We start from the raw sequence: 25,041 nt of genomic DNA on the forward strand, positions 1-25,041 counted from the left end.
TCTAGTGTCCCCGCCATGACGCGCACCCTGACCACCGAGCTCGTCGAACAGCTGACCTTCCAGTGGGAGGGGGCGACCCGCCCGAGGCTGGCGGGGCTCACCGACGAGGAGTACCTCTGGGAGCCCGCGCCGGGCTGGACGATCCGGGCGGCGGGCTCCCCCGGCGCCACCGACATCGGCTCCGGGGACTTCCGGATCGACTACTCCCTCCCCACCCCCGAACCACCACCGCTCACCTCGATCGCCTGGCGGATGGCGCATCTGACCATCGGGGTCTTCGGCATGCGCACCGCGGCGCATTTCGACGGACCGCCCCTGGACCACGGGACCTTCCCCTACGCGGGCACCGCCGCGGGCGGCCTCGCTCAGCTGGACGCGGCCTACGCGGGGTGGATGGCCGGCGTCCGCGGGCTGGACGACGCGGCGCTCGCCCGCCCCGTCGGGCCCGCGGAGGGGCCGTACGCCGAGCACCCGATGATCACGCTCGTCCTGCACATCACCCGCGAGGCGCTGCACCACGGCGCGGAGCTCCTCCTCCTGCGGGACCTGTGGCGTTCTCAGGAGTCGTTCAGCGCCCACCCTGTCGGGCGGGGCCGGGCGGTGTGACAGTCGGGGGATGACGCACGCCACCACCCTCCCCCTGCACATGCGACGGGACCGCTTCGACCCGGTCCCCGAGCTGGGCGCCCTGCGCGAGCGGCCGGGCCTGACGAAGGTCCGCACGCCGATGGGCCTGGAACCGTGGCTGGTGACCCGCTGGGCGGACGTACGCGAGGTGCTGGGGGATCCGGCGCGGTTCAGCAACGCGTTCGTCGCGCCGATGCAGCAGGGCCGCAGCCCCGAGGAGATCGCCCGGATGCGGGCGGGCAACCTGCTGCCCAGGACCCGCCCGAGCACACCCGGCTGCGGCGGCTGCTGACCGGGGAGTTCACCGGCCGCCGGATGCGCAGGCTGGAGCCGCGGGTGCAGGCGATCGTCGACGAGCACCTCGACGCCATGGAACGGAAGGGGCCGCCCGCGGACCTGGTCGCGGACTTCGCGCTGCCGGTCCCCTCGCTGGTGATCTGCGAGCTGCTCGGCGTGCCGTACGAGGAGCGCCGCGAGTTCCAGGAGCGCAGCAGCAGGCTGCTCGACGTCTCGCTGCCGCTGCCCGAGCGGCTGGCGGCCTCGGACGAGCTGCGGTCGTACATGGCACGGCTCGTGGCCGGGCAGCAGGCGGACCCGGGCGAGGAGCTGCTCGGCATGCTGATCCGCGAGCACGGCACCGAGGTCACCACCGACGAGCTGATCGGCATCGCGAACCTGCTGCTCATCGCGGGCCACGAGACCACGTCGAACATGCTGGGCCTGGGCACGCTCGCGCTGCTGCACCACCCCGACCAGCTCGCCCTGGTGCGAGACGACCCGGAGGCGGTCGGCCCGGCGATCGAGGAGCTGCTGCGCTGGCTGTCCATCGTGCACAGCGGGACGTTTAAGATCGTCACCGAGGACACCGAGATCGCGGGCACCCCGATCCCGAAGGGCGACACGGTGATGCTGTCGCTGCCCGCGGCGAACCGCGACCCGGAGCTGCTCGACCGCCCGGAGGAGCTCGACGTCCGGCGCGGCGCGCTCGGCCACGTCGCCTTCGGCCACGGCGTCCACCACTGCCTCGGCGCCCCGCTGGCCCGGATGGAGATGCGCACGGCCTTCCCGGCCCTGTTCCGGCGCTTCCCGACCCTGCGGGTCGCCTCGGACGAGGAGCACTTCCGCTCCTTCAACGCGATCTTCGGAATGGAGTCGCTGCCCGTCGCCTGGTGAGGCACAGTGCGCGCGTGAGGCGCACCATCGACGAGTTCGAGATCGACGACGACGCGTCCCGGATCGACCGGGACGCGGCCTGGGCGTGGCTGTCCACCCAGGCCTACTGGGGCCGCTGGCGGCGGCGCGAGCACCTGGAGGCGCAGTTCGACAGCGCCTGGCGGGTGGTCGGGGTCTACCGCGGCCCCGACATGGTCGGCTCGGCCCGCGCGGTGTCCGACGGCGTGGCGTTCGCCTACCTGGCGGACGTCTGGGTCCACGAGTCGGCCCGCGGGCGGGGGCTGGGCAAGGCGCTCGTCGAGGAGATCGTCGCCGGGGGCCCGCGCATGCGGTGGGTGCTGCACACGAAGGACGCCGAGGGGCTCTACCAGCGATTCGGGTTCCGACCGGCCGACGCGACCGTGTGGGAGCGCCCCGCAGCGATGAGTTCCGGTGACGGCCCCGGTCCCTCCTGACGAGACCCACACCCAGGAGGAACCACGACCGCCACGACCGCCGGCACCGTCACCGCCGCCCGCCGCTCCCCCGCCCGGATCGCCCTGTCCACGCTGCAGGTCCTGCTCGGCCTCTTCCTGGCCGTCGGCTCGGGGCTGCCGAAGCTGTTCGGCGAGGCCACCGCCGTGCAGATCTTCGACCAGATCGGTGCGGGCCAGTGGTTGCGCTACCTGGTCGGGATCTGCGAGGTGGCGGGCGGCATCGGGCTCCTGGTCCCGGTGGTCGCCGGCCTCGCCGCCGCCTGCTTCGTCGCCCTGATGATCGGGGCGACGGTCGTGCAGCTGACCGTGGTGCACGCCTACTGGTACACCCCCGTGATCATCGGCGTGCTGATGGCGGTCGTCGCGTGGGCCCGCCGCGCGGAGATCGTCGCCCTCCTCCGCCGCTGATCCGTCGGTCAGGCGATCCAGTCGGGGACGCCGCGGTCGGTCCCGTCGGGCAGCGTGGCGCGGCTGTCACCGGGCGCGGTGACCAGCGCGGACACGCCGTCCGGACCCGGGACCACCCGGCGGACCCGGCCGCCGGGGAGCACGATGGAGTCCCCCGCGTCGAGCCTCCCGTACGGCTCCACGGTCACGGCGCCCTCGACCACGGTCCACACCTGCTCGCGGTCCATCACGTGCGCGGGCCCGGTCTGGTCGGCCCGCATGCGCACCCACCACACCGACTGGGCCGCCCCGCCCAGGGTAGGAGAGGCGAGGGTGGTCATCTCGGCGTTCGGGGTCTCGTGCACGCGCTGCGCGGCGCGGCGGATCACGCTCACGGCATCCTCCGGTAAGTTCGACAACATGGTTGTCGATATAGTGAACCTGGTTGTCGAATGACGTCAAGGCCCGGCCACGCGCTGCCCCTGCTGCTGCTCGCCGGCTTCCAGACCCTGGTCGACCGGCTCCACGCGACGCTGGCCGAGCAGGGCCACCCGCAGGCGCGCCCGATGCACGGGTTCGCCCTGCAGGCCGTGGGCACCGGCTGCACCGCGGCGGACCTGGGTCGGGCGCTGGGCGTGAGCAAGCAGGCCGCGGCCAAGACGATCGCCGGCCTCGAGGCGGCGGGCTACGTCGAACGGTCCGCGGATCCCGGGGACGCCCGCCGCGTCGTCGTCCGCCCGACCGCGCACGGCCGCGACCTGCTCGCCCGCTCCGCGGCGATCTTCGACGCCCTCCGCGCGGAGTGGGCGAACCGGCTCGGCGAGGACACCGTCCGCACGATCGAGGACGCCCTCGCGCAGGTCGCGGCCCCGCCCCGGCTCGACACCCCGACCCGGCTCACCCGCTGAGCGACCCACCCGCGTCCGTCCCGGATTGAGACAGCGACCCTCGCGCGGGGGTGAGACGCTGCCCCCACCGTCCCCGGACCGGCCGGGGACCGAGCACGTGCGGAGGCAGCCGTGATCCTCATCGTCCTGAAGGCGTCGATCAAGCCGGACAAGCGCGAGGAGTGGCTGAAGGGCATCACCGAGTACACCGCGGCGGTGCGCGCGGAGCCGGGCAACGTCTCGTTCGACTTCTACGAGAACGCCCAGGACTCGAACGAGTTCGTGATCGTGGAGACGTTCCGGGACGGCGACGCGGGGTCCGCGCACGTCCAGACCGAGCACGCCCGGAACTTCTTCCCGTGGATGGGTGGCGTGGTCACTCGCAAGCCGTACATCAACTACCAGGACCTCGACGGGGACGCCTGGAACGAGATGGCCGAGGTCGAGCCCCACTGACCGAGGCCGGCCCCGAACGAGTGCCGGACGGGGCCGTGGACACTCTGCGTGACAGCCGACTTTTCTGTGACGGCGTCACGGACGTGGATTCTCGAATCCACTTCCGCGACCATTCACGTCGGGGTGATATCCCCGCGGGCACCGAACCGCCGGGGAACTCTCCTCGATTAACTCAGTGCGAGGCGCGAGTTGCTCCTCGAGAAGAGATCCCGTGAATGGAGTGCCCAAGATGGGTCGCAACGCGTTCGACAGCGTGACGTCGGTCTTCAAGCGCAAGTCGTCCGAGGAGTCCGGTCGCCGGCTCGCGTTCGAGTACGAGTCCTACGACAAGTCCAAGGAGGAGGAGTACCGCTCCTTCGAGGGCAAGCGTCGCGGCCACCGCCACCACTGAGCCGCACCCGAGACGACCCCGCCCCGTCCGCGGGGCGGGGTCGTCCGTGCGATTGACCTGCACGAACGGAGCTCACGGTGGCCACCCCCGCCCTCCCGGTCCGCACGGTCCTCGCCCACTTCCGGCCCTTCATCAAGCCCTATCGCGGCCGGCTGGCGATCTGCCTGGCGCTCATCGCGGTGGGCCCGGTGCTCGATGCGGCGAACCTGTGGCTGTTCAAGGTCCTCGTCGACGACGTCCTGGCTCCGCGCAATTTCGAACTGTTCGGCACGGTTGCTGCATTGTTCGTCGGCGTCATGGTCGTCGGCGGAATTCTGTCCTTTGCGGACGACTATCTCTGCACGTGGGTCGGTGAACGATTCGTCCTGGATCTACGGGATCGACTGTTCGCCCACATGCATCGCATGTCGCCCGGATTCTTCGAGCGCCGGCCGGTCGGTGACCTGCTCGCCCGGCTCTCCGGGGACGTCAACGCGATCGAGTCACTCGTCGTGTCCGGTCTCATGCAGCTCGTCTCCTTCGGCACCCGCCTGCTCGTCTACGGCGGCCTGCTGTTCTTCCTGAACTGGCAGCTGGCGCTCGTCTCGCTCGTCAGCGTGCCCGCGTTCGCGCTCGCCTCCCGCTGGTTCTCCCGGCGGTTGAAGGCCGCCGCGCGCGAGACGAGCCGGCGCGGCGGGCAGATCGGCGCCGTCGCCGAGGAGTCCCTGGGCAACGCCGCGCTCGTGCACGCCTACAACCGCCAGCCCGCCGAGACCCGCCGCTTCCGCACCGAGAACCTCGGCTCCTTCGCCGCGTCGATGGTGGCCGCCCGGCTGCGCGCGCTGTTCTCGCCGCTGATCGACCTGTTCGAGGTCGCCGCCGTCCTGGTCGTGGCGGGCTTCGCCGTCTGGCAGATGGCGCAGGACGCGCTGACCCTGGGCGGGCTGATCGTGTTCCTGGGCTACCTCTCCCAGATGTACGCGCCGATCAAGGGGCTGGCCGGGCTGACCAACACCGTCTTCGCCGCCAGCGCGGGCGCCGAGCGGATCATCGAGATCCTCCGCGAGCGGCCGTCGGTCGAGGAGTCACCGCACCCGGTGCCGCTGGGCCGCGCTCACGGCGCGATCACGCTCGAGAACGTGCGCTTCACCTACCCCGGCACCGAGCGGCCCGCCCTCGACGGCGTGACGGTGACCGTCCCGCCCGGCGGGACCCTCGCCGTCGTCGGGCCCAGCGGGGCGGGCAAGACGACGCTCACGAAGCTGCTGCTGCGCTTCTACGACCCGGACGCGGGCCGGGTGCGGCTCGACGGCGTCGACCTGCGGGACCTGTCGCTGGTGCGGGTCCGGGAGAACCTCGCCGCCGTGCTGCAGGAGACCCTCGTGTTCGACGGCACCGTGCGCGACAACATCCTGTGGGGCAGACCCGACGCCACCGAGGCGGAGCTGGTCGCCGCCGCAGTGGCCGCGGATGCGCACGACTTCGTGACCGCGCTCCCCCAGGGCTACGACACCCCCGTCGGACAGCGCGGTCGGATGCTCTCCGGCGGCCAGCGCCAACGGCTCGCCATCGCCCGCGCCATGATCCGCGACGCCCCGGTCCTGCTGCTCGACGAGCCCACCACCGGCCTCGACGCCCACTCCACCGAGCAGGTCATGGGCCCGATGCGGCGGCTCATGCACGGCCGGACCACCATCGTGATCAGCCACAACCTGCTCACCGTCACCGACGCCGACCAGATCCTCTACCTGGAACACGGCCGGGTCCTCGGTGCGGGCACCCATCGTGAGCTGCTGATCAACTGCCCCGGCTACGCCCATCTGCACCGCCTGCACCACGGCCCCGGCGCCCGTCGGGCCGGCACCGCCCAGAGCGCGACCGCCCAGAGCCCGACCACGCAGGGCGGCACCGGCAGGCCCGGCGCCGTCTGGGCCGATCTCGACCGCGAGCGCGCCCGCCACCGCTACCCGGTCGGCCACCCCCAGGGCCCACGACCCCAGCCGGTCCCGCGCCGTCGCGCCCGCACCGGTGCGGCCCGCCTGTTCCAGAGCAACGGCCACTGAACCACTGAACCCGTGAGTGGCGATGGCCGCCATGGCGACCATCGCCACTCACGAGGTTCGGGCGCTCGCCTCGTGCTCGGCCCGCACCCGGTTGACGAGATCGACGAGCTCCGCGTCCTCCTTCAGCGCCTTGCGCGCGCGGGGCGGAAGCTCCTGCAGGCGCTTCTCCTCGCCGCGCAGCACCTCGATCAGCCGCGCCCGCTCGGTCGGGTCCTCGCAGGCCAGGTACTCCTTCGCCCGACGGCGCACGGTCGCGGAGGCGTTGACCGCCTTGCCCTTCGGGCTGGCGAGCGAGGCGATGACGGTCACCACCAGCACGCCGATGATCACGCTGAGCGAGACCGCCGTACTGATCTCGACGACGTTGACGTGCTCGCCGTCGTTGATGAACGGCACGTTGTTCTCGTGCAGCGCGTGCAGGATCAGCTTCACGCCGATGAACGCCAGGATCGCCGCGAGCCCGTAGGACAGGTAGACGAGCCGGTCCAGCAGGCCGTCGATCAGGAAGTAGAGCTGGCGCAGGCCCAGCAGGGAGAAGGCCGTCGCGGTGAACACGATGTAGGTGTTCTGGGTGAGCCCGAAGATCGCCGGGATGGAGTCCAGGGCGAACAGGATGTCCGTGCCGCCGATGGCGACCATCACCAGCAGCATGGGGGTCATGACCCGCTTGCCGTTGTCGACGGTGAACAGCTTGTCGCCGTCGTAGTGCTCGGAGGTGCGCAGGAAGCGCCTCGCGAGCCGGATCACGAAGTTGTCCGCCTCGTCCTGGCCACCCTCGCCCTTGAGCAGGTTCCCGGCCGTGATCAACAGGATGAGGCCGAACAGGTAGAACACCCAGGCGAACGTGTTGATCAGCGCGGCGCCCACGAAGATGAACGCCGTCCGCGCGATCAGCGAGAACACGATGCCGAACAGGAGCACCTTCTGCTGGTCGGCGCGGGGCACGGAGAAGCTGCCCATGATGATGAGGAAGACGAACAGGTTGTCGACCGACAGTGCCTTCTCGGTGACGTAGCCCGCGAAGTACTCGGCGCCCATCGTCGGGCCGCCGAAGAGCAGCAGGCCCACGCCGAACAACACCGCGATGCCGACGTAGAGGGCCGACCAGACGGTGGCCTCCCGCAACGTCGGGACGTGCGCCTTGCGGACGTGGAACACGAAGTCGAACACCAGCAGCCCGACGATCGCGAGGACCGTCAGCCACCACACGACGGGAGGCACGGACACGAGGTCTCCTCAGGGGTCCACGAGACAGTGGCGTGAGCATAGGGACGAACCGGGCAGTCGGCACATGATCCGTGCCCGGTCGGGGTACCCGCCGTCCGTGACCACGACGTTGCGCGCGGATCCCGTCGCCCTGACCACCGCGTTCCGGGACGCGCGTTGTCTGCCCCGGTTACGGGCCTGGTTGCGGGAGCACGTCGGCGAGGCCGAGCGCTGCGGGGACGCCGAGCTCGTCTGCACCGAGCTCATCACCAACGCCGTGGAGCACGCGCGCGGGCCGCGGTCGGTGGAGCTGGCCGTCTCCGAGGACCGGGTGCGTGTCGCGGTGACCGACGGCAGCCCGGAGCGCGACCCCGTCCCCGGCCGGTCGCGGTTCGAGGGCGAGCACCGGGGCCGCGGGTTGACCCTGGTCGCGGCGCTGAGCGAGTGGACCGTGCGCTGTGCGCGACGGTCGAAGACCGTCGAGGCCACCGTTCTGACACCGGGCTGACCAACCCGGAGTGCGCCAAGAGCAAGAGCGAACGGCGCGTTCGCTCACTTGGTGTGAGCGAACGCGCCGTTCGCCGGAGGAGGGGCTGTCAGGCCACTCACCAAGGCCGCCGGTCAGCGAGGTCCCGGCTCACCACCGCGCCGGCTCACCGAGTGCGCTCGTCTACATGCCGCGGTAGGCCGCCATCGCGTCGGCGAGCAGGTTGCCGAGGCTCTCGCGGCCGGAGCGGCTCGGCGTCCGCTCGGCGACAGCCGGGGCCGCCGAGGCGCCGGGTCCGGCGTCGTCCGGCTCGCCCGTGGACCCGGACCCGGTCGTCGACGTCGTCGCGCCCTGGTCCGGCGCCTCGGCGGACCGGCGCCGGTGTCGGCGGGCGCCCGTGTCCCCGGCCGGCCGCGGCTGATCGAGCCCGGCGCCGGGCTCAGCGCGAGGTCCGTCTCCCTGCTCGGGGAGTTCCTGGACGAGTCGGGCCCCGGACTCGCCGTCCGTGCCGTGGACGGTGCCGCGCAGGCGCACCGCGCCGAGCCCGTCCATGCCGATCGGATCCCGCGAGATCGCCATGGCGACGGCCGCCGCGAGGTCTCCGAGCACCGGCTGCATCCAGGCCGCGCTCTCGGCCCGGTCGCGCCCGGGCAGGTCGACCCGCAGGGTCGCCGGGTCCTCGGGGCGCACGCGTCCCCGCCGCGGGAGGTGGACGCGCATCCGGTCGGTGAGATCGCGCAGGATCCGCTCGGCCTGCGGGGAGTGCACCCGACGATCGCCCTCGACGAGGTCGATCACCACCGTCGTGCCCACGGCCGCCGGATCCGGCTCCCGCCAATCCGAGTCCGTCGGGCTCTCCCCCGCCTCCGGACGACGCCGCCTGCCCGAGGCTCCCGCCGCACCCGATCCGGACCGCGCCTCGTCCGCGGCCCACTCACCGCCCGTCCCGGCTGGAGGACCGACGACCCCGGACGCCGCCGCGGCGCCTGCGAGGGTCGGTGCCGCAGCCGGCTCCGCACGACCCCACACCCGGTCGAGCTCGGCGATCGCCTCGCGCAGCCAGTCGCCCGCCCCGTCGGCCGGGGCCCCGCCGTTCGCTCCCGTGGGGTTCGCGGCGACCGCCGCCGACATCTCCGACATCGCGGACGCCGAACCCCTCGCCTCGCCCGATGCCGCCGGCAGGTCCGCCTCGGCGTCCGCCTGCCCGGCCTTGCGGGTCGACGAGGCCGAGCCGGCTCCGTGCCGCCCCGAACCGTCGCGTGCGGCGTCGGCCGTCACCTCGTGCGGACCGGCCTGCTCACCGTGCCGACCGGCCTGCTCACCGTGACCAGCCCGGTCGCCGTGCCGACCGGCCTGGTCGGAGTCTCGACCAGCCTGGTCGTCACGCACATCCGCCTGGCCGCCGCGTCGACCGGCCACATCGCCGACACGCCCGCTCACCTCGACTTCGGGTCGGCCTGCTTCGCCGCCATGCCGGCCACCCGCATCGCCGCGACGACCGCCCGCGTCCCAGTGTCGGCCTGCTCCATCGCCATGCCGGCCGTCCGCGTCGCCGCGCCGGCCGTCCGCGTCGCCGCGCCAGCCGTCCGCGCCGCCGCGCCGACTGCCCGCATCGCCGCTCCACCTGCCCGCGTCCTCGTGCCGGCCATCCGCGTCGCCGCTCCGGCTGCCCGCATCCCCGTGCCGGCTCGCACTGTCGCCGCGCCGGTCCGCCGCGTCGCTCGGCCGGGCCGCCTCACGGCCGTGCCCACCGGCCTCGTTCCCGCTGCGCCGACCCGCCTGATCGCCACCGTGCGCCCCGGGCGTGCCGCGGTCGGGCACCCCGACACCGAGGTCGTCCTGGTCCCGGTCCGAACCGCCACGCGGCGAGTCGGTCGGCGCCTCGTCGCGGTCGGCACGCGGTGACCGCGGAACGGACTCCTCCGCCGCCCGCCGGCGCGCCGGGCGACGCCCCGGCGCGGCACCGGTCGGACCGCCCGCGGTGTCGGCGCCCCCGTGACGGCGTTCCCCGTCCGCGGCGTCGGCTGAGCGCGCTGCCGCCCCGGCCGCGGCGGTGGCCGCCGACTCGCCGGTACGGGACCGGGTCAGCCGCGGCCAGGAACCCGCGCGGTCGCCGTCGTCGCTCCACTGCCCCGAGGCCCGCAACTCCGAGATCAACGCGTCACCGAGCAGCGCCCCGTACGAGGTGGCCGAACGGCCCTTCGTCTCCGGCTCGTCGATCGGGACCGCAGTGGCCCGCCGCCGCTGCGTGAGACGGCGCGGACGCTCCGCGGGCTCGGCCCCGTCGTCCGACTGTGCCTCGCCGGTGTTCCCCGCCGACTCGGGCCGGCCGTTCCGGCGCCCGTCCTCGGGTGCCGCGTCGGCGACGGGCCGCGCGCCGAGGGCGTCCTCGGATCGTCGGACTGGCCGCGGTTCGGCGAGCGGGCCGCCGAGCAGCGCGTCCGCCTCCGAGGAGAAGCCACCCAGCAGGGCGTCGATCGCGCTCATCCCGCTCGGCGGAGCTGTGGCGCCCGGCTTGGTGTCAGTCGCGGTGCGCTCCGGCGGGGTGGGGCCGTGTCCGGTCGCCGACTCGTCGAGGAGTCCGTCCGCGGGCCGCACGTCGGTGCTGCGCGCCCCGCTACGGCCGAGCGCCGCCTCGAAGTCCGCCACGAGCTCTCGGTGGCGGCGGCCGCGCTCCTTGTCCCGCTGCTCGGCGGCCATTCCGGCCCGCATCTCCCGCAGCGCGACGTCCAGGGCTCCGGTCCGCTCGGCGAGCTCGGCCAGGGCGGTCCGACAGGCGGCCTCGAGCCCAGGGAGGTCCACGACCGCGGCCAGGTCGGCGGCCTCGGCCAGCGCGGTGCCGGTGGCAGCCTCGTCCTCCGACGTGGCGCGCGCGACCGCGAGCCGCAGCCGAGCCGCCTGCGCGTTGGCTCGCCCGGGAGCCGCGACGAGCGCACCTCGGGCGACACCGTGCGCCTCCGCTCGCCTGCCCGCCTCCAGCAACGCCCCGATCCGATGCGCCAGCAGGGCGTCGTGGAGCGAGGGAGCGGCCCGGCGCCCCCCGGCCCCGTCGAGGACCCGAAGGCCCTCAGTGGCCGCCTCGACGGCCGCCACGGACGTCTCCCGGTCGAGCGCGACCGTGGCGGCCACCAGCTCGACAGCAGCCCGGGCCGCGGCCCCGGCGAGCGCATCGGCGTCCGCCCGCGCGCGGGACAGCAGGGCATCGACCGTGCTCGCGGCCTCTCCGGCCGAGACCGCGCACCGGATCAGGACGAGCCGTGCGTCCAGCCGGACCTCGGCCGATCCGACGGCGAGCGTGAGGGCCTGCTGGGCGAGCCGCCGCGCGACACCGGTGTCCCCGTTCTCCTGGGACACCGACGCCACCTCGACGACGAGCCGCGCACCGTCCGCCACCGCGGGCTCGACGCCACGCCGCGCGAGCTGCTCGAGCACCTCCGCGATCCCGGTGCGCCCGTCGCCGGTCGCGGCGAGGCCGTGCGCGCGCCAGCCCGAGGCCAGCAGCCACACCGGATCGGTGTCCGGGGTGACCTCCGCAGCGTGCTCCGCGAGCCCGGCCGTGAGATCCGGCCTGCTCCACCGGAGCGACGCCGCGACCGTGGTCAACGCCGCCCCGGAGAGCTCGTCTGTGCCGTGCCGGACCGCCTCGGACATGCACCCTCCTGTGCGACCGACCACCCGGGTGGGATCCCGCTGTCTACCTCGCCCGATCGAGCCGCAGGGCCCGATCGCTCTCAGTCACGGGTGAGCTTACGGTGCGTGACACGGTGCGGACGCGCGGCGTCCGCACCGAGGCGCTCCACCTTGTTCTTCTCGTAGGCCTCGAAGTTGCCCTCGAACCAGAACCAGGCGGCCGGGTTCTCGTCGGTGCCCTCCCACGCGAGGATGTGCGTGACGACGCGGTCCAGGAACCACCGGTCGTGGGAGATCACCACGGCGCACCCGGGGAACTGCTCGAGCGCGTTCTCCAACGACCCCAGCGTCTCGACGTCCAGGTCGTTCGTCGGCTCGTCGAGCAGGATCAGGTTGCCGCCGAGCTTGAGCGTGAGGGCCAGGTTCAGCCGGTTCCGCTCGCCGCCGGACAGCACGCCCGCGGGCTTCTGCTGGTCGGGGCCCTTGAACCCGAACGCCGCGATGTAGGCGCGCGAGGGCATCTCGGTCTGGCCGACGTGGATGTAGTCCAGGCCGTCGGACACGACTTCCCAGACGTTCTTCTTGGGGTCGATCCCGCCGCGGTTCTGGTCGACGTAGGACAGCTTCACCGTCTCGCCGACCTTGACCTCCCCGGAGTCCGGCTTCTCCAGCCCGACGATGGTCTTGAACAGCGTGGTCTTGCCGACGCCGTTCGGCCCGATCACGCCGACGATCCCGTTGCGCGGGAGCGAGAACGACAGGTCCTTGATCAGCTGACGGCCGTCGAATCCCTTGTCCAGGTGCGAGACCTCGACGACGGTGCTGCCCAGGCGCGGGCCGGGCGGGATCTGGATCTCCTCGAAGTCCAGCTTCCGGTTCCGGTCCGCCTCGGCCGCCATCTCCTCGTAGCGGTCCAGCCGCGAACGGCTCTTGGCCTGCCGGGCCTTCGGGTTGGACCGGACCCACGCGAGCTCGTCCTTCAGCCGCTTCTGCAGCTTCTGGTCCTTCTTGCCCTGGACCGCGAGCCGCTCTGCCTTCTTCTCCAGGTAGGTGGAGTAGTTGCCCTCGTAGGGGAAGGTGCGGCCGCGGTCCAGCTCCAGGATCCACTGCGCCACGTTGTCCAGGAAGTACCGGTCGTGGGTGACCGCCAGGACGGCGCCGGGGTAGGACGCCAGGAACTGCTCGAGCCAGAGGACGCTCTCCGCGTCCAGGTGGTTGGTCGGCTCGTCGAGGAGCAGGAGGTCGGGCTTGGACAGGAGCAGCTTGCACAGCGCGACGCGGCGGCGCTCACCACCCGAGAGGTGGGTGACCGGGGCGTCCGGCGGCGGGCAGCGCAGCGCGTCCATCGCCTGCTCGAGCTGGGAGTCGAGCTCCCAGGCGTCCGCGTGGTCCAGCTCCTCCTGGAGGGTGCCCATCTCCTCCATCAGCGCGTCCGAGTAGTCCGTCGCCATCTGCTCGGCGATCTCGTTGTACCGGTCGAGCTTCTGCTTGATCTCGCCGACGCCCTCCTCCACGTTGCCGAGGACGGTCTTCTCCTCGTTGAGGGGAGGTTCCTGTTGCAGGATCCCGACCGTGGCGCCCGGGGCGAGGAAGGCCTCGCCGTTGTTCGCCTGGTCCAGGCCGGCCATGATCCGCAGCACGGTCGACTTGCCGGCGCCGTTGGGACCCACGACGCCGATCTTCGCCCCCGGGTAGAAGCTGATCGAGGCGTTGTCGAGGATGACCTTGTCGCCGTGCGCCTTGCGCACGTTCTTCATGGTGTAGATGAACTCCGGCACGCGCACGATGGTAGTTCCGGTCACTTCACGTCCTCCCGACAGGTGCACCGGCGACCTCCGCGACGGGCTCACCGGGCTCCGGCGGAGCGCCGTCACGAACCTCCACCGAGGAGTGTTCGGCCCGGGTGCCGGGACCGCGGGGGCCCTCCGAGAGCGGTGTGCCGTCGTCGAGCAGCGATCCGTCCGCCGCACGCCGCACCCGGTTGACCACCGCGGTGGCGGTGTTGAGGTCCGGGCCCACCGCCTCCGCCACGAGACTCACCGCGGTACGGGGACGGCCATCCTGCTCGAACTCACGCACGTACAGCCGGCCGTGGACGATCACCGGATCACCCTTGGCGAAGGTCTGCTTCACGTTCCGGCCGAGATGGCGGCGCCAGACGTCCACGGAGAGATACGAGGTGGACGACTCCTTCCACGCCCCGGTCTGTCGGTCGTAGAAGCCGTGGTTGCAGGCCATGCGAAAGGACACGACCTCACGGCCTGCGCCGAGATCGCGGATCAGGGGTTCGTTCGTCAGCCGGCCGACGACGGTGGTCAGGATGTCGCTCACAGGTCTCTCCTCGCTCGGTGCGGGTCGCAGTGCGTCCAGCATCGGGCCGCGAGAAGGGTTCGAGCGTCCTCGGCGACGATCTGGGGATGGGCGATGCCGAGTGTGGACAACCGCCGCCCCCGCTCCGCGCGAGGCACGGATTCTTCGGCATCGTGTGGTAGCGGCACCCTCTGACGAATCCGGAAATGCAGAAAGGGCCCCGCAGCGAATGCTGCGGGGCCTTTCTGATGTTTGATGTCGGCGGCGACCTACTCTCCCACACCCTGGCGAGTGCAGTACCATCGGCGCTGGAGGGCTTAGCTTCCGGGTTCGGGATGGGACCGGGCGTTCCCCCTCCGCCATGACCACCGACAACACTATTCAAATGTGAAACATTCTTTGAACAGAGCAGTCGTGTGCTCAGGGTCACACAGTGGATGCGAACAACATGTTGTGGCAAGCCCTCGGCCTATTAGTACCAGTCAACTCCACCCCTCACAGGGCTTCCATCTCTGGCCTATCAACCCAGTCGTCTACTGGGAGCCTTAACCACGCAAGGTGGTGGGAGACCTCATCTTGGAACGAGCTTCCCGCTTAGATGCCTTCAGCGGTTATCCCTTCCGAACATAGCCAACCAGCCATGCACCTGGCGGTACAACTGGCACACCAGAGGTTCGTCCGTCCCGGTCCTCTCGTACTAGGGACAGCCTTCCTCAAGTCTCCTACGCGCGCGGCGGATAGGGACCGAACTGTCTCACGACGTTCTAAACCCAGCTCGCGTACCGCTTTAATGGGCGAACAGCCCAACCCTTGGGACCTACTCCAGCCCCAGGATGCGACGAGCCGACATCGAGGTGCCAAACCATGCCGTCGATATGGACTCTTGGGCAAGATCAGCCTGTTATCCCCGGGGTACCTTTTATCCGTTGAGCGACACCCCTTCCACAAGGCGGTGCCGGATCACTAGTCCCGACTTTCGTCCCTGCTCGACCCGTCAGTCTCACAGTCAAGCTCCCTTGTGCACTTACACTCAACACCTGATTGCCAACCAGGCTGAGGGAACCTTTGGGCGCCTCCGTTACTCTTTGGGAGGCAACCGCCCCAGTTAAACTACCCACCAGGCACTGTCCCTGAACCAGATCATGGCCCGAGGTTCAGACACCCAATTCGACCAGAGTGGTATTTCAACAACGACTCCACAACCACTAGCGTGACCGCTTCACAGTCTCCCACCTATCCTACACAAGCCGAACCGAGCATCAATACCAAGCTATAGTAAAGGTCCCGGGGTCTTTCCGTCCTGCCGCGCGTAACGAGCATCTTTACTCGTAGTGCAATTTCGCCGAGTCTCTGGTCGAGACAGCGCCCAAGTCGTTACGCCATTCGTGCAGGTCGGAACTTACCCGACAAGGAATTTCGCTACCTTAGGATGGTTATAGTTACCACCGCCGTTTACTGGCGCTTAAATTCTCCGCTTCGCCCCCGAAAGGACTAACAGGTCCTCTTAACGTTCCAGCACCGGGCAGGCGTCAGTCCGTATACATCGTCTTGCGACTTCGCACGGACCTGTGTTTTTAGTAAACAGTCGCTTGGGCCTGGTCTCTGCGACCGGCCGCCCCTAGCCCGCAAAGGGGCTTCAAGACAACCGGCCCTCCTTCTCCCGAAGTTACGGAGGTATTTTGCCGAGTTCCTTAACCAGAGTTCACTCGATCGCCTCGGTATTCTCTACCTGACCACCTGTGTCGGTTTGGGGTACGGGCCGCAACAGCACTCACTAGAGGCTTTTCTCGACAGCATGGGATCACTCTACTTCGCCTCAATCGGCTACGCATCACCTCTCACCCTTCACGACCCCCGGATTTACCTAGGAATCAGGCTACAGGCTTACACCACGACAACCACCGCGTGGCGGAGCTACCCTCCTGCGTCACCCCATCGCTTGCCTACTACCGAATCGGTTCCCACGCTCCCCCGAACTCAAGCCCCCGAAGGGACAACAGAGCCAGGTTCGGATGGTTAGCATCAACGACCTCAGCATGGGCGCACTATCACGAGCACGGGAATATCAACCCGTTATCCATCGACTACGCCTGTCGGCCTCGCCTTAGGTCCCGGCTCACCCTGGGCGGAACAACCTGGCCCAGGAACCCTTGGTCATCCGGCGGCAGAGATTCTCACTCTGCATTCGCTACTCATGCCTGCATTCTCACTCGCACACCCTCCACCACTGGGTTCCCCCGCAGCTTCAACGGATGCACGACGCTCCCCTACCCAACCCAACGACTACACCCACCGGAAAAACCGGTAAGCGGATCTCTGCTGGATTGCCACAGCTTCGGCGGTGCGCTTGAGCCCCGCTACATTGTCGGCGCAGGACCACTTGACCAGTGAGCTATTACGCACTCTTTCAAGGGTGGCTGCTTCTAAGCCAACCTCCTGGTTGTCTCGGCGATCCCACATCCTTTCCCACTTAGCGCACGCTTAGGGGCCTTAGCTGGTGATCTGGGCTGTTTCCCTCTCGACTATGAAGCTTATCCCCCACAGTCTCACTGCCGCGCTAACAGTACCGGCATTCGGAGTTTGGCTGATTTCAGTAAGCTTGTCGGCCCCCTAGACCATCCAGTGCTCTACCTCCGGTACCCACCACGCGACGCTGCACCTAAATGCATTTCGGGGAGAACCAGCTATCACGGAGTTTGATTGGCCTTTCACCCCTACCCACAGCTCATCCCCCAGGTTTTCAACCCTGGTGGGTTCGGGCCTCCACCACGTCTTACCGTAGCTTCACCCTGGCCATGGGTAGATCACTCCGCTTCGGGTCTACACCCCGCGACTACACGCCCTATTCAGACTCGCTTTCGCTACGGCTACCCCACACGGGTTAACCTCGCCACGAAGCATAACTCGCAGGCTCATTCTTCAAAAGGCACGCCATCACCCCGAAAGGCTCTGACGGCTTGTAGGCACACGGTTTCAGGTACTATTTCACTCCCCTCCCGGGGTACTTTTCATCTTTCCCTCACGGTACTAGTCCGCTATCGGTCATCAGGGAGTATTTAGGCTTAACGGGTGGTCCCGCCAAATTCACAGCAAATTCCACGAGCTCGCTGCTACTCGGGTACACAGTCCACCATGCCCTGCATGTTTTCGCGTACGGGACTCTCACCCACTACGGTGACGCTTTCCAGACGTCTTCCACTAACACACAGACAACACGATCCAAGATCCGGCAGAACCTCGACGACCATAACCCACGACACCGCATCCGCAACCCCTGCCGGGTATCACACGAACACGGTTTAGCCTCCTCCGCTTTCGCTCGCCACTACTCACGGAATCACGGTTGTTTTCTCTTCCTGTGGGTACTGAGATGTTTCACTTCCCCACGTTCCCCCCGTACGACTATGAATTCATCGCACGGTAACGCCCCATGACGGGCGCTGGGTTTCCCCATTCGGACACCCTCGGATCACAGCTAGGTTGACAACTCCCCGAGGACTATCGCGGCCTCCCACGTCCTTCATCGGCTCCTGATGCCTAGACATCCACCATGTGCCCTTACACACTTGACCACAACAAGATGCTCGCATCCACTATGCAACACTCAACACACAACCACACCCGCGCTTCACAGAAAGCCACCACCCACACACAGCAGGCGTTAAGCGATCCCCACGCGAGGCGATCCGAAGAAAACACCACCAACACGGTGTCCTCTCAGGACCCAACAGTGTGTCGAACCATCAAACGATCACCAGAACCACAACGGTCGTGTTCCACCCAGCATCCCGAAGGATGATTCAGTGATAAGGAGGATCGGACAACCACAACAGCCGCCGACCTCATCCCACCAACACGGTGAGACTCCTTAGAAAGGAGGTGATCCAGCCGCACCTTCCGGTACGGCTACCTTGTTACGACTTCGTCCCAATCGCCAGTCCCACCTTCGACGACTCCCTCCACAAGGGTTGGGCCGCCGGCTTCGGGTGTTACCAACTTTCGTGACGTGACGGGCGGTGTGTACAAGGCCCGGGAACGTATTCACCGCAGCGTTGCTGATCTGCGATTACTAGCGACTCCAACTTCATGGGGTCGAGTTGCAGACCCCAATCCGAACTGAGACCAGCTTTAAGAGATTCGCTCCACCTCACGGTCTCGCAGCCCTCTGTACTGGCCATTGTAGCATGTGTGAAGCCCTGGACATAAGGGGCATGATGATTTGACGTCATCCCCACCTTCCTCCGAGTTGACCCCGGCAGTCTCCCATGAGTCCCCACCACTACGTGCTGGCAACATGGAACAAGGGTTGCGCTCGTTGCGGGACTTAACCCAACATCTCACGACACGAGCTGACGACAACCATGCACCACCTGCACACCAACCACAAGGGAAGCCCTATCTCTAGGGATGTCTGGTGCATGTCAAACCCAGGTAAGGTTCTTCGCGTTGCATCGAATTAATCCACATGCTCCGCCGCTTGTGCGGGCCCCCGTCAATTCCTTTGAGTTTTAGCCTTGCGGCCGTACTCCCCAGGCGGGGCGCTTAATGCGTTAGCTGCGGCACAGAGACCGTGGAATGGCCCCCACACCTAGCGCCCAACGTTTACGGCGTGGACTACCAGGGTATCTAATCCTGTTCGCTCCCCACGCTTTCGCTCCTCAGCGTCAGTATCGGCCCAGAGACCCGCCTTCGCCACCGGTGTTCCTCCTGATATCTGCGCATTTCACCGCTACACCAGGAATTCCAGTCTCCCCTGCCGAACTCCAGTCATGCCCGTATCGACCGCAAGCTCAGAGTTAAGCCCCAAGTTTTCACGACCGACGCGACAGACCGCCTACGAGCTCTTTACGCCCAATAATTCCGGACAACGCTCGCACCCTACGTGTTACCGCGGCTGCTGGCACGTAGTTGGCCGGTGCTTCTTATCCAGGTACCGTCACTTGCGCTTCGTCCCTGGCGAAAGAGGTTTACAACCCGAAGGCCGTCATCCCCCACGCGGCGTCGCTGCGTCAGGCTTTCGCCCATTGCGCAATATTCCCCACTGCTGCCTCCCGTAGGAGTCTGGGCCGTGTCTCAGTCCCAGTGTGGCCGGTCGCCCTCTCAGGCCGGCTACCCGTCGTCGCCTTGGTGGGCCATCACCCCACCAACAAGCTGATAGGCCGCGGGCCCATCCCCCACCGAAAAACTTTCCACCAACCCCCATGCGAGGGAAGGTCATATCCGGTATTAGACCCAGTTTCCCGGGCTTATCCCAGAGTGGAGGGCAGGTCGCCCACGTGTTACTCACCCGTTCGCCGCTCGTGTACCCCGAAAGGCCTTACCGCTCGACTTGCATGTGTTAAGCACGCCGCCAGCGTTCGTCCTGAGCCAGGATCAAACTCTCCAACAAAAACTGGCTCTAGCTGACGGGCTCGCCTCCGACGGGATCGGAGAAACGAGCCCCAAAATGAACTGGCACAAACCGCCAGTCCCGATAATCTAGCTCGACACACTGTTGAGTTCTCAAAAGACACCCGCACACCATGGAACGCCTCACGAGGAGGTGAACGTCCGGGGCGTCAGTCGTTCTGTTCGAGAGCCTACCAGAACCTGACCGGCTCGGAGGCAACTCTCTTATGTTACTTCGTTCGGAGCGCCGGGGCAAGCCCTGGTTTCTCCGGCCGAAGCCCGCGTGACTCCACCCTGCTGGGTGTCGCTTCCGCGGAGGTGGTCCCCATCTCGGCTAGCGGACCCGTTCCGGAGATCCGGCCCGTTTCGTCTCGCTGCCCGCCGTGGCGACGAAGAGAAAGTTACACACCCCCTCCAGGGGCACGCAAATCGCCCCCCTGAAACCTGCTTTGACCTGCGGAAACAGCCCGAAATCGGAGGTGCAGCAGATGATCTTGATTGCGCCGAACGGTCAGCCCTGACGGAGCTCGTCGGACGGGCTCCGACCAGGCTCGACGTCCTCCGCCACGCTCGCCGGAGCCCGCACCGGGGTGCCTTCCGGGCGTCGTTCGTCGGGCGCCGCGGCCTCCGAAGAAATCTCGGAAATCTCCGAAGACGCGCCGGACGGTGCCTCTCCCCGGGCCAAGCGGCGCAGCATCGCGTTGTACGCCTTGAGGTCCGCGTCGCCGTCGGCGTCGGCCCGACGATCATCGCGTCGTGCCGACCGCTCGTCGTGGCGGGACCACTGGACGAGCAACGCGACCAGGACGATCAACAACGGCACCTCGCCCGAGGCCCACGTGATCCCGCCGCCCAGGCGTTGATCCACCAGCGGGTCGGTGACCCACGGCAGGGCCAGCGAGCGGTAGAAGTCGCCCCCGATGACCTGGTCCGCCCCCATCAGCGCCACCCCGAAGAAGGCGTGGAAGGGCACTGACAGGAAGAGCACCCCCAGCTTCACCACGTGGTTGAGCCGCCGCGGCGCGGGGTCGACCCCGATGATCGGCCAGAAGAAGATCAGCCCCGCCAGCAGGAAGTGCACGTTCATCGCGACGTGCGCCCAGTGCTCGTTCAGCGCCCAGGCGAACAGGTCCGAGAAGTAGAGCGCGTAGTAGGACCCCACGAACACCGGCAGCGCGAAGAGCGGGTGGGTCACGAAGCGGGCCACCGGCGAGTGCACCGCGGCGAGGATCCACTCCCGCGGCCCCGGCGGATTCCCCCTGCCCGCCACCGGGATCGCGCGCAGCGCGAGGGTGATGGGCCCGCCGAGCACCAGGAGGATGGGCACCACCATGGACAGCATCATGTGCATCGCCATGTGGGCGCTGAACATCGCGGGCGCGTACTTGCCGACCCCCGAGCTCGTCGCCACCAGGAACACCGCGCACCCGGCCAGCCAGGCGATCGTGCGCCCCACGGGCCAGGCGTCCCCGCGACGCCGCAGCCTCCGCACACCGAGCAGGTAGAGCACCGCGAGGAGCACCGCGGCGGTGCCGAGCAGCAGGTCGAAGCGCCAGTCGAACACGAGCCGCGCGAGGGTCGGCGGCCCGTCGAGGTCGTACCCGATCACCACCTCCGTCCTCGACGGCGGCGCCGCGGCCGTGGCGGGCGGCGCCGAGCGGCCGAGGGCGACGGCCAGCCCGATCGTCGCGAGCATCAGCAGCACCTCGACCCCGCCGAGTCGCAACAGTGCCCGCCGTTCGCCCCGACCCGCGGCGTCCACGGTGTGCCTGCGGTGCAGGGCCCCCAGGCCACCCAACGCAAGCAGGGCCACGGTCTTGCCGAGCAGCAGCGCGCCGTAGGTGGTCCCCACCAGGTCGGGCAGCGGCACCCGGATCAGCGCGTTGATCACGCCGGTGGCGGCGAGCACCACCCAGCACCACAACGCGACCCGGGAGAACCGCCGCACCGCCACCCCGAGCACGTCGGTGTCCCGGTGCGCCGCCAGGGACAGCACCGCCACGAGCCCACCGACCCACACCGAGGCGGCGAGCACGTGCAACACCAGGCTGTTGGTCGCGACGTCGTGCGCCCCGCCGGAGGCGGAGTGCCCGGTCAGCGCCACCGGCAGCGGGCCGGCCAGCGCGAGGCCGAACGCGACGACCGTCCACCCCCACGTCAGCACCACCCGGGTGGCGACCAGGACGAGCAGTGCGACGATCGCCGTCAACAGCCACGACAGCGAGTCCGACAGCTGCGGGATGAGGCTCAGCAGCAACGACGGGTCGAGCACCTGCCCGACCGGCCTGCCCACCGCGTCCGCCGCGGTCAGCGGCACCAGCAGCAGCGCGCACGCCGCCCACGCCGCCGCGGCCCACGAGGCGGCCCGCAGGCCCCGGTAGCCCGGGACGTCCAGGTACCCGTTCGGTCGCGGCGGCACGAAGAACGCGGCGAGCAGGAGGAACCCGATCGTGAGGACCGCAGCGACCTCCCCCGCGGCGCGCACCGCCGGGAGACCGATCGTCGTGAGCGTTCCGGGGTCCGGCAGGCCCAGGTTCTCGATGGGCCGGGACCCGGTGAGCGCGGTCAGCCCCCCGGCGACCAGCACGGCCACCGCCGTACCGAGGCCGACCAGCCCACCGATGCCGGACGGCGGGCGTTCGGCCTGCTCGGGCGGGCGGGTGTCGGACGACGTGGCGGACATGGCCCCAGGCTAGGCCGTGTCCCTCGGGCGGCGGCGCGGGCGCTAGCTGCGCACCTCGGCGGCAGCCCCGACGAGCCGCAACGGCTGCGGGGCCGCCTCGCTCACCTCCACGACGTCCGCGACGATAGCCGTGATGTTGTCCGGTCCCCCGCCGTCGTTCGACAGGGTGATCAGCTGGTCGACGGCCACCTCGGGCGGGGTCGGAGCGGCCAGCACGTCGAGCACGGCCTGGTCCGGCAACACCGCCGTCACGCCGTCGGAACACAGCAGGAAGCGGTCGCCGGGGCGCGGGTCGAGGAACTCGAGGTCCGCCTCCACCGGGTGGTCGGTGCTCAGCGCGCGCATCAGCACCGAACGCCGCGGGTGCACGAGCGCCTCCTCGGGCGTGATCTGCCCTTCGTCGACGAGTTGCTGGACCATCGTGTGGTCGCGGGTGATCTGGGTGAGCGCCCCGTCGCGGCACAGGTAGATGCGGGAGTCGCCGACGTGCGCCAGGGCCAGCCGGTCGCCGTCGAGCAGCAGCGCGACGACGGTCGTCCCCATCCCCTGGGTGTCGGGATCGGTCTGGGCGTGCTGGGCCAACCGCGCCGAGGCGTCGTCCACCGCGGCGGTCAGCTCGGCGAGCAGGTCCAGCCCCGAGGCGTCCGCGGGCAGCCGCTCGTCCATGTCGATCATCGCGGCCACGGTGAGCGCGCTGGCGAGCTCACCGTGCGCGTGTCCCCCCATGCCGTCGGCGACGACGAGCAGGCGGTCCCCGGCCGCACCGGAGTCCTCGTTCGCGGTGCGCCGACGCCCGACGTCGGAGCCGATCGCGGAGCGCAGTCCCAGTGCCATAGGGGACAGTATGGATCTCGCCCCCCGAGGCCGTGCGGGCGGACACCGCCGAACCACCGGGTGACGTCGGGGAACGGCGCCCACCGCACCCGGACGGGGTGATCCGCGGGCGGGCATGCCTTAGGCTCTGGCGCGGCGGCCACCGGCCCCAAGCCCTCGTAGCTCAGCTGGATAGAGCAAGAGCCTTCTAATCTCTAGGTCGCAGGTTCGAGTCCTGCCGGGGGCGCACATGAGGCGAATCGCCTCCCTGCCCGGCCCGCGGTGGTGTGCCGCGTTCGTGCAGGTGCCCCCGGGAGGGCTCGCGGTTCTGCCCGGCCGTCACGCCATGCCGCCGACGGACCCGGCCGCGCGGTGAGCGACGTCGAAGGCGTCCGTCTCACGCCGCGTCTGCGCCTGGACCCGGTGGACACGAGCCGCGCTCACGACCTCTGGCTCGTCCACGGCGAGGAGGAGGTCTGGCGCTGGTACGGCGCGCACGCGCCGACCCGGGCACGGATCGGGGAGCGGGCCGCGCTCATGGAGCAGGCCTGGCGTCTCCACGGAGTCCACAAGTGGATGGCCTACGAGCGGGACGGCGGTCGGGTCGTAGGGCGCGGCGGCCTGTCCCGGACCCCGGTCGACGCGGACTGGGGACAGGTCTACCGGTTCCTGCCCGACGAGCCGTGGGCACGGCAGGTGCACGACGCGCGCAGCCCCTACCCCGCGCACGCCCACTGGCTGGAGATCGGCTGGGCCGTCCGCCACCGGTTCCGGGGGCAGGGGTACGCGACCGAGATCGGACGGGCGGGCCTGGTCTTCGCCTTCGACGTCCTCGGCGCCCGCGCCGTGGTCTCCTGCACGCTCCGCCACAACGTCCGCTCGCGTGCCGTGATGGAGCGCCTCGGCATGGGGTTTGCCGGTGAGATCGCGAGCCGCGGCCTGGTCGAGGGGGCCGTCCACGAGCAGGACGACGCCCCTTACGTCGTGCACGTCCTGCTCCGCGACGAGTGGCCCGGATAGGCCCCCTCAGCGGTCGCTGCCGAGGTGTCGGCGGGGGTCGCTGTTGGCTCGGGGGTGGGAGGCGAGCCACCGGCCGAAGCCGTGGGGGTCGCGGCGTTCGAGCTCGTCGAGCAGGGCCTGGCGGATGGCCGCGACCTCGCAGCGTTCCTCGACCGGCATGTCCTCCAGCACCCAGAAGCTGCGTTGCCACGCGATGCAGAGGGACGCGGTGCTGAGCCGGTGGGTCCGCGCGGGCAGCGGCCCGGCCAGGGCCGACCCCGCCGGGTGTCTGGAGGGCCGGGGGCGCGGGGCCACGAGCCGCTCACGCCACCGGCGGCGGAGACCGCGGTGCCGCCACGCCCAGACCGCGGCCGCGGCGACGGCCACGAGGAGCACGGGCGCCGTCGCGGGCCCGAGCACCACGCCGACGCCCACGACCACGCAGGACGCCGGTATCGCGACCCCGGTGGCGACGGCGCCGCGGCGCGCGGCGAGGGCCGGGTCCGGGCGGACGCCGTACACCAGGAACGCGACGGTCGGGCCCACGACGAGCAGCGCGACGATCCACAGCACCAGCACCGCGGACGGCGCCCCGACCAGCCCGACGGCGGCGGCGAGGGCCGCGGCCGTCGCCGCCAGGGCGCGCAGGACGCGGTTCACGATCCCGCCCGCCGCAGGACCGTCCGGTCGTGCTCGTCGGTGCCGCCCCAGATCCCGACGCTCCGGGTCGACAGCGCCCACCGCAGGCAGTCCGTCCGCACCGGGCAGCGGCGACACACCGTCTTGGCCATGGCCCGTTGCAGCAGGGCGGGGCCGCTGGTCCCGGTGGGGAAGAACAGCTCGGGATCGATGTCCTCGGTGTGACACACCCCCCGGTCGGTCCAGGCCGCACTCGGACGCCCGGGGCGGGTCGAGCTCATCGCCACCACCGGCCCCGCGGGACGCACCCCGTCGAGCGGGGGCGGGCTGACTGGGATGCCATCGATGACCTCGGCTCTCCGGAGGAGGGGCCACGGAGCGGACGACGACGGCCGGACCACGGGACGTGGTCCAGCACTTGCCCGGCCGGTCCGGCCTAAACCACCG

Annotated in this window: 20 protein-coding genes, 1 tRNA gene and 3 rRNA genes; 12 read left to right on the forward strand and 12 right to left on the reverse strand. The window is 69.7% G+C overall.

The features are described 5' to 3' along the window. Positions 1–15 precede the first annotated feature (15 nt). The 5 genes from L3X23_RS15675 to L3X23_RS15690 all read left to right on the forward strand — a co-directional run bounded on the left by L3X23_RS15675 (position 16) and on the right by L3X23_RS15690 (position 2,684). Complete coding sequence (locus tag L3X23_RS15675; protein ID WP_237192901.1) at positions 16–606, forward strand: DinB family protein; 591 nt, start codon at positions 16–18, stop codon at positions 604–606. 10 nt (positions 607–616) lie between these two features. Continuing rightward, positions 617–919, forward strand: coding sequence for a hypothetical protein (locus tag L3X23_RS36175; protein WP_308116907.1), 303 nt, complete (start codon positions 617–619; stop codon positions 917–919). Positions 920–942: 23 nt separating this feature from the next. Next, positions 943–1,800: a cytochrome P450 gene (locus L3X23_RS15680; protein ID WP_308116908.1), complete on the forward strand. Its 858-nt coding sequence runs from the start codon at positions 943–945 to the stop codon at positions 1,798–1,800. Between the two features lie 14 nt (positions 1,801–1,814). Continuing rightward, on the forward strand, positions 1,815–2,255 hold the full coding sequence (locus L3X23_RS15685) for a GNAT family N-acetyltransferase (RefSeq protein WP_237192902.1): 441 nt from the start codon (positions 1,815–1,817) through the stop codon (positions 2,253–2,255). Between the two features lie 102 nt (positions 2,256–2,357). Then, the gene (locus L3X23_RS15690) at positions 2,358–2,684 is read left to right on the forward strand and encodes a DoxX family protein (RefSeq protein WP_305080970.1); all 327 of its coding nucleotides are present in this window, start codon (positions 2,358–2,360) and stop codon (positions 2,682–2,684) included. Positions 2,685–2,692: 8 nt separating this feature from the next. On the opposite strand, the gene L3X23_RS15695 is transcribed toward L3X23_RS15690, so the two are convergent. After that, positions 2,693–3,058, reverse strand: coding sequence for a cupin domain-containing protein (locus tag L3X23_RS15695; protein WP_237192903.1), 366 nt, complete (start codon positions 3,056–3,058; stop codon positions 2,693–2,695). Between the two features lie 57 nt (positions 3,059–3,115). Here L3X23_RS15695 and L3X23_RS15700 point away from each other — a divergent pair, with 57 nt between their 5' ends. The 4 genes from L3X23_RS15700 (at position 3,116) to L3X23_RS15715 (ending at position 6,439) form a co-directional block, all read left to right on the forward strand. Beyond that, a complete protein-coding gene (locus L3X23_RS15700) occupies positions 3,116–3,571 on the forward strand; it encodes a MarR family winged helix-turn-helix transcriptional regulator (RefSeq protein WP_237192904.1) in 456 nt (151 codons plus the stop codon). A 111-nt stretch (positions 3,572–3,682) separates the two neighbouring features. Next, positions 3,683–4,006, forward strand: a complete 324-nt coding sequence (locus L3X23_RS15705) for a putative quinol monooxygenase (RefSeq protein ID WP_237192905.1) — start codon at positions 3,683–3,685, stop codon at positions 4,004–4,006. 229 nt (positions 4,007–4,235) lie between these two features. After that, positions 4,236–4,397, forward strand: coding sequence for a hypothetical protein (locus L3X23_RS15710; protein WP_176921232.1), 162 nt, complete (start codon positions 4,236–4,238; stop codon positions 4,395–4,397). A gap of 77 nt (positions 4,398–4,474) precedes the next feature. After that, positions 4,475–6,439 carry an ABC transporter ATP-binding protein gene (locus L3X23_RS15715; RefSeq protein ID WP_237192906.1) on the forward strand — a complete coding sequence of 655 codons (1,965 nt, stop codon included), beginning with the start codon at positions 4,475–4,477 and terminating at the stop codon, positions 6,437–6,439. 48 nt (positions 6,440–6,487) lie between these two features. On the opposite strand, the gene L3X23_RS15720 is transcribed toward L3X23_RS15715, so the two are convergent. Then, entirely contained in the window at positions 6,488–7,666 is a 1,179-nt protein-coding gene (locus L3X23_RS15720) for a TerC family protein (protein WP_237192907.1), read from the reverse strand. 97 nt (positions 7,667–7,763) lie between these two features. On the opposite strand from L3X23_RS15720, the gene L3X23_RS15725 reads away from it, so the two are divergent. After that, a complete protein-coding gene (locus L3X23_RS15725) occupies positions 7,764–8,153 on the forward strand; it encodes an ATP-binding protein (RefSeq protein WP_237192908.1) in 390 nt (129 codons plus the stop codon). 162 nt (positions 8,154–8,315) lie between these two features. On the opposite strand, the gene L3X23_RS15730 is transcribed toward L3X23_RS15725, so the two are convergent. From L3X23_RS15730 to L3X23_RS15765, 8 genes are all read right to left on the reverse strand, one after another. After that, positions 8,316–11,783, reverse strand: coding sequence for a hypothetical protein (locus L3X23_RS15730; RefSeq protein ID WP_237192909.1), 3,468 nt, complete (start codon positions 11,781–11,783; stop codon positions 8,316–8,318). Positions 11,784–11,863: 80 nt separating this feature from the next. Next, positions 11,864–13,540 carry an energy-dependent translational throttle protein EttA gene (gene ettA, locus L3X23_RS15735; protein ID WP_093080095.1) on the reverse strand — a complete coding sequence of 559 codons (1,677 nt, stop codon included), beginning with the start codon at positions 13,538–13,540 and terminating at the stop codon, positions 11,864–11,866. Positions 13,541–13,565: 25 nt separating this feature from the next. Then, complete coding sequence (ssb, locus tag L3X23_RS15740; protein ID WP_237192910.1) at positions 13,566–14,093, reverse strand: single-stranded DNA-binding protein; 528 nt, start codon at positions 14,091–14,093, stop codon at positions 13,566–13,568. A gap of 235 nt (positions 14,094–14,328) precedes the next feature. Continuing rightward, a 5S ribosomal RNA gene (gene rrf, locus L3X23_RS15745) occupies positions 14,329–14,445 on the reverse strand. A gap of 79 nt (positions 14,446–14,524) precedes the next feature. After that, positions 14,525–17,644, reverse strand: a 23S ribosomal RNA gene (locus L3X23_RS15750). Positions 17,645–17,944: 300 nt separating this feature from the next. After that, a 16S ribosomal RNA gene (locus L3X23_RS15755) occupies positions 17,945–19,461 on the reverse strand. The 16S, 23S and 5S rRNA genes sit together here, the layout of an rRNA operon. Positions 19,462–19,971: 510 nt before the next feature. After that, the gene (locus tag L3X23_RS15760; protein ID WP_237192911.1) at positions 19,972–22,143 is read right to left on the reverse strand and encodes a cytochrome c oxidase assembly protein; all 2,172 of its coding nucleotides are present in this window, start codon (positions 22,141–22,143) and stop codon (positions 19,972–19,974) included. 42 nt (positions 22,144–22,185) lie between these two features. Then, a complete protein-coding gene (locus L3X23_RS15765; RefSeq protein WP_237192912.1) occupies positions 22,186–22,977 on the reverse strand; it encodes a PP2C family serine/threonine-protein phosphatase in 792 nt (263 codons plus the stop codon). 152 nt (positions 22,978–23,129) lie between these two features. On the opposite strand from L3X23_RS15765, the gene L3X23_RS15770 reads away from it, so the two are divergent. Next, positions 23,130–23,203 (forward strand) — tRNA-Arg (locus L3X23_RS15770). A 125-nt stretch (positions 23,204–23,328) separates the two neighbouring features. After that, entirely contained in the window at positions 23,329–23,976 is a 648-nt protein-coding gene (locus L3X23_RS15775; RefSeq protein WP_237192913.1) for a GNAT family N-acetyltransferase, read from the forward strand. A 6-nt stretch (positions 23,977–23,982) separates the two neighbouring features. Here the strand turns inward: L3X23_RS15775 and L3X23_RS15780 are convergent, their stop codons facing one another. Next, positions 23,983–24,615 carry a hypothetical protein gene (locus L3X23_RS15780; RefSeq protein ID WP_237192914.1) on the reverse strand — a complete coding sequence of 211 codons (633 nt, stop codon included), beginning with the start codon at positions 24,613–24,615 and terminating at the stop codon, positions 23,983–23,985. Continuing rightward, positions 24,612–24,875: a WhiB family transcriptional regulator gene (locus L3X23_RS15785; protein WP_237192915.1), complete on the reverse strand. Its 264-nt coding sequence runs from the start codon at positions 24,873–24,875 to the stop codon at positions 24,612–24,614. Before L3X23_RS15785 ends, L3X23_RS15780 begins: the two co-directional genes overlap by 4 nt. Positions 24,876–25,041: the final 166 nt, after the last annotated feature.

The organism is Pseudonocardia sp. WMMC193, assembly GCF_021728735.1.
Classification (GTDB): domain Bacteria; phylum Actinomycetota; class Actinomycetes; order Mycobacteriales; family Pseudonocardiaceae; genus Pseudonocardia; species Pseudonocardia oroxyli.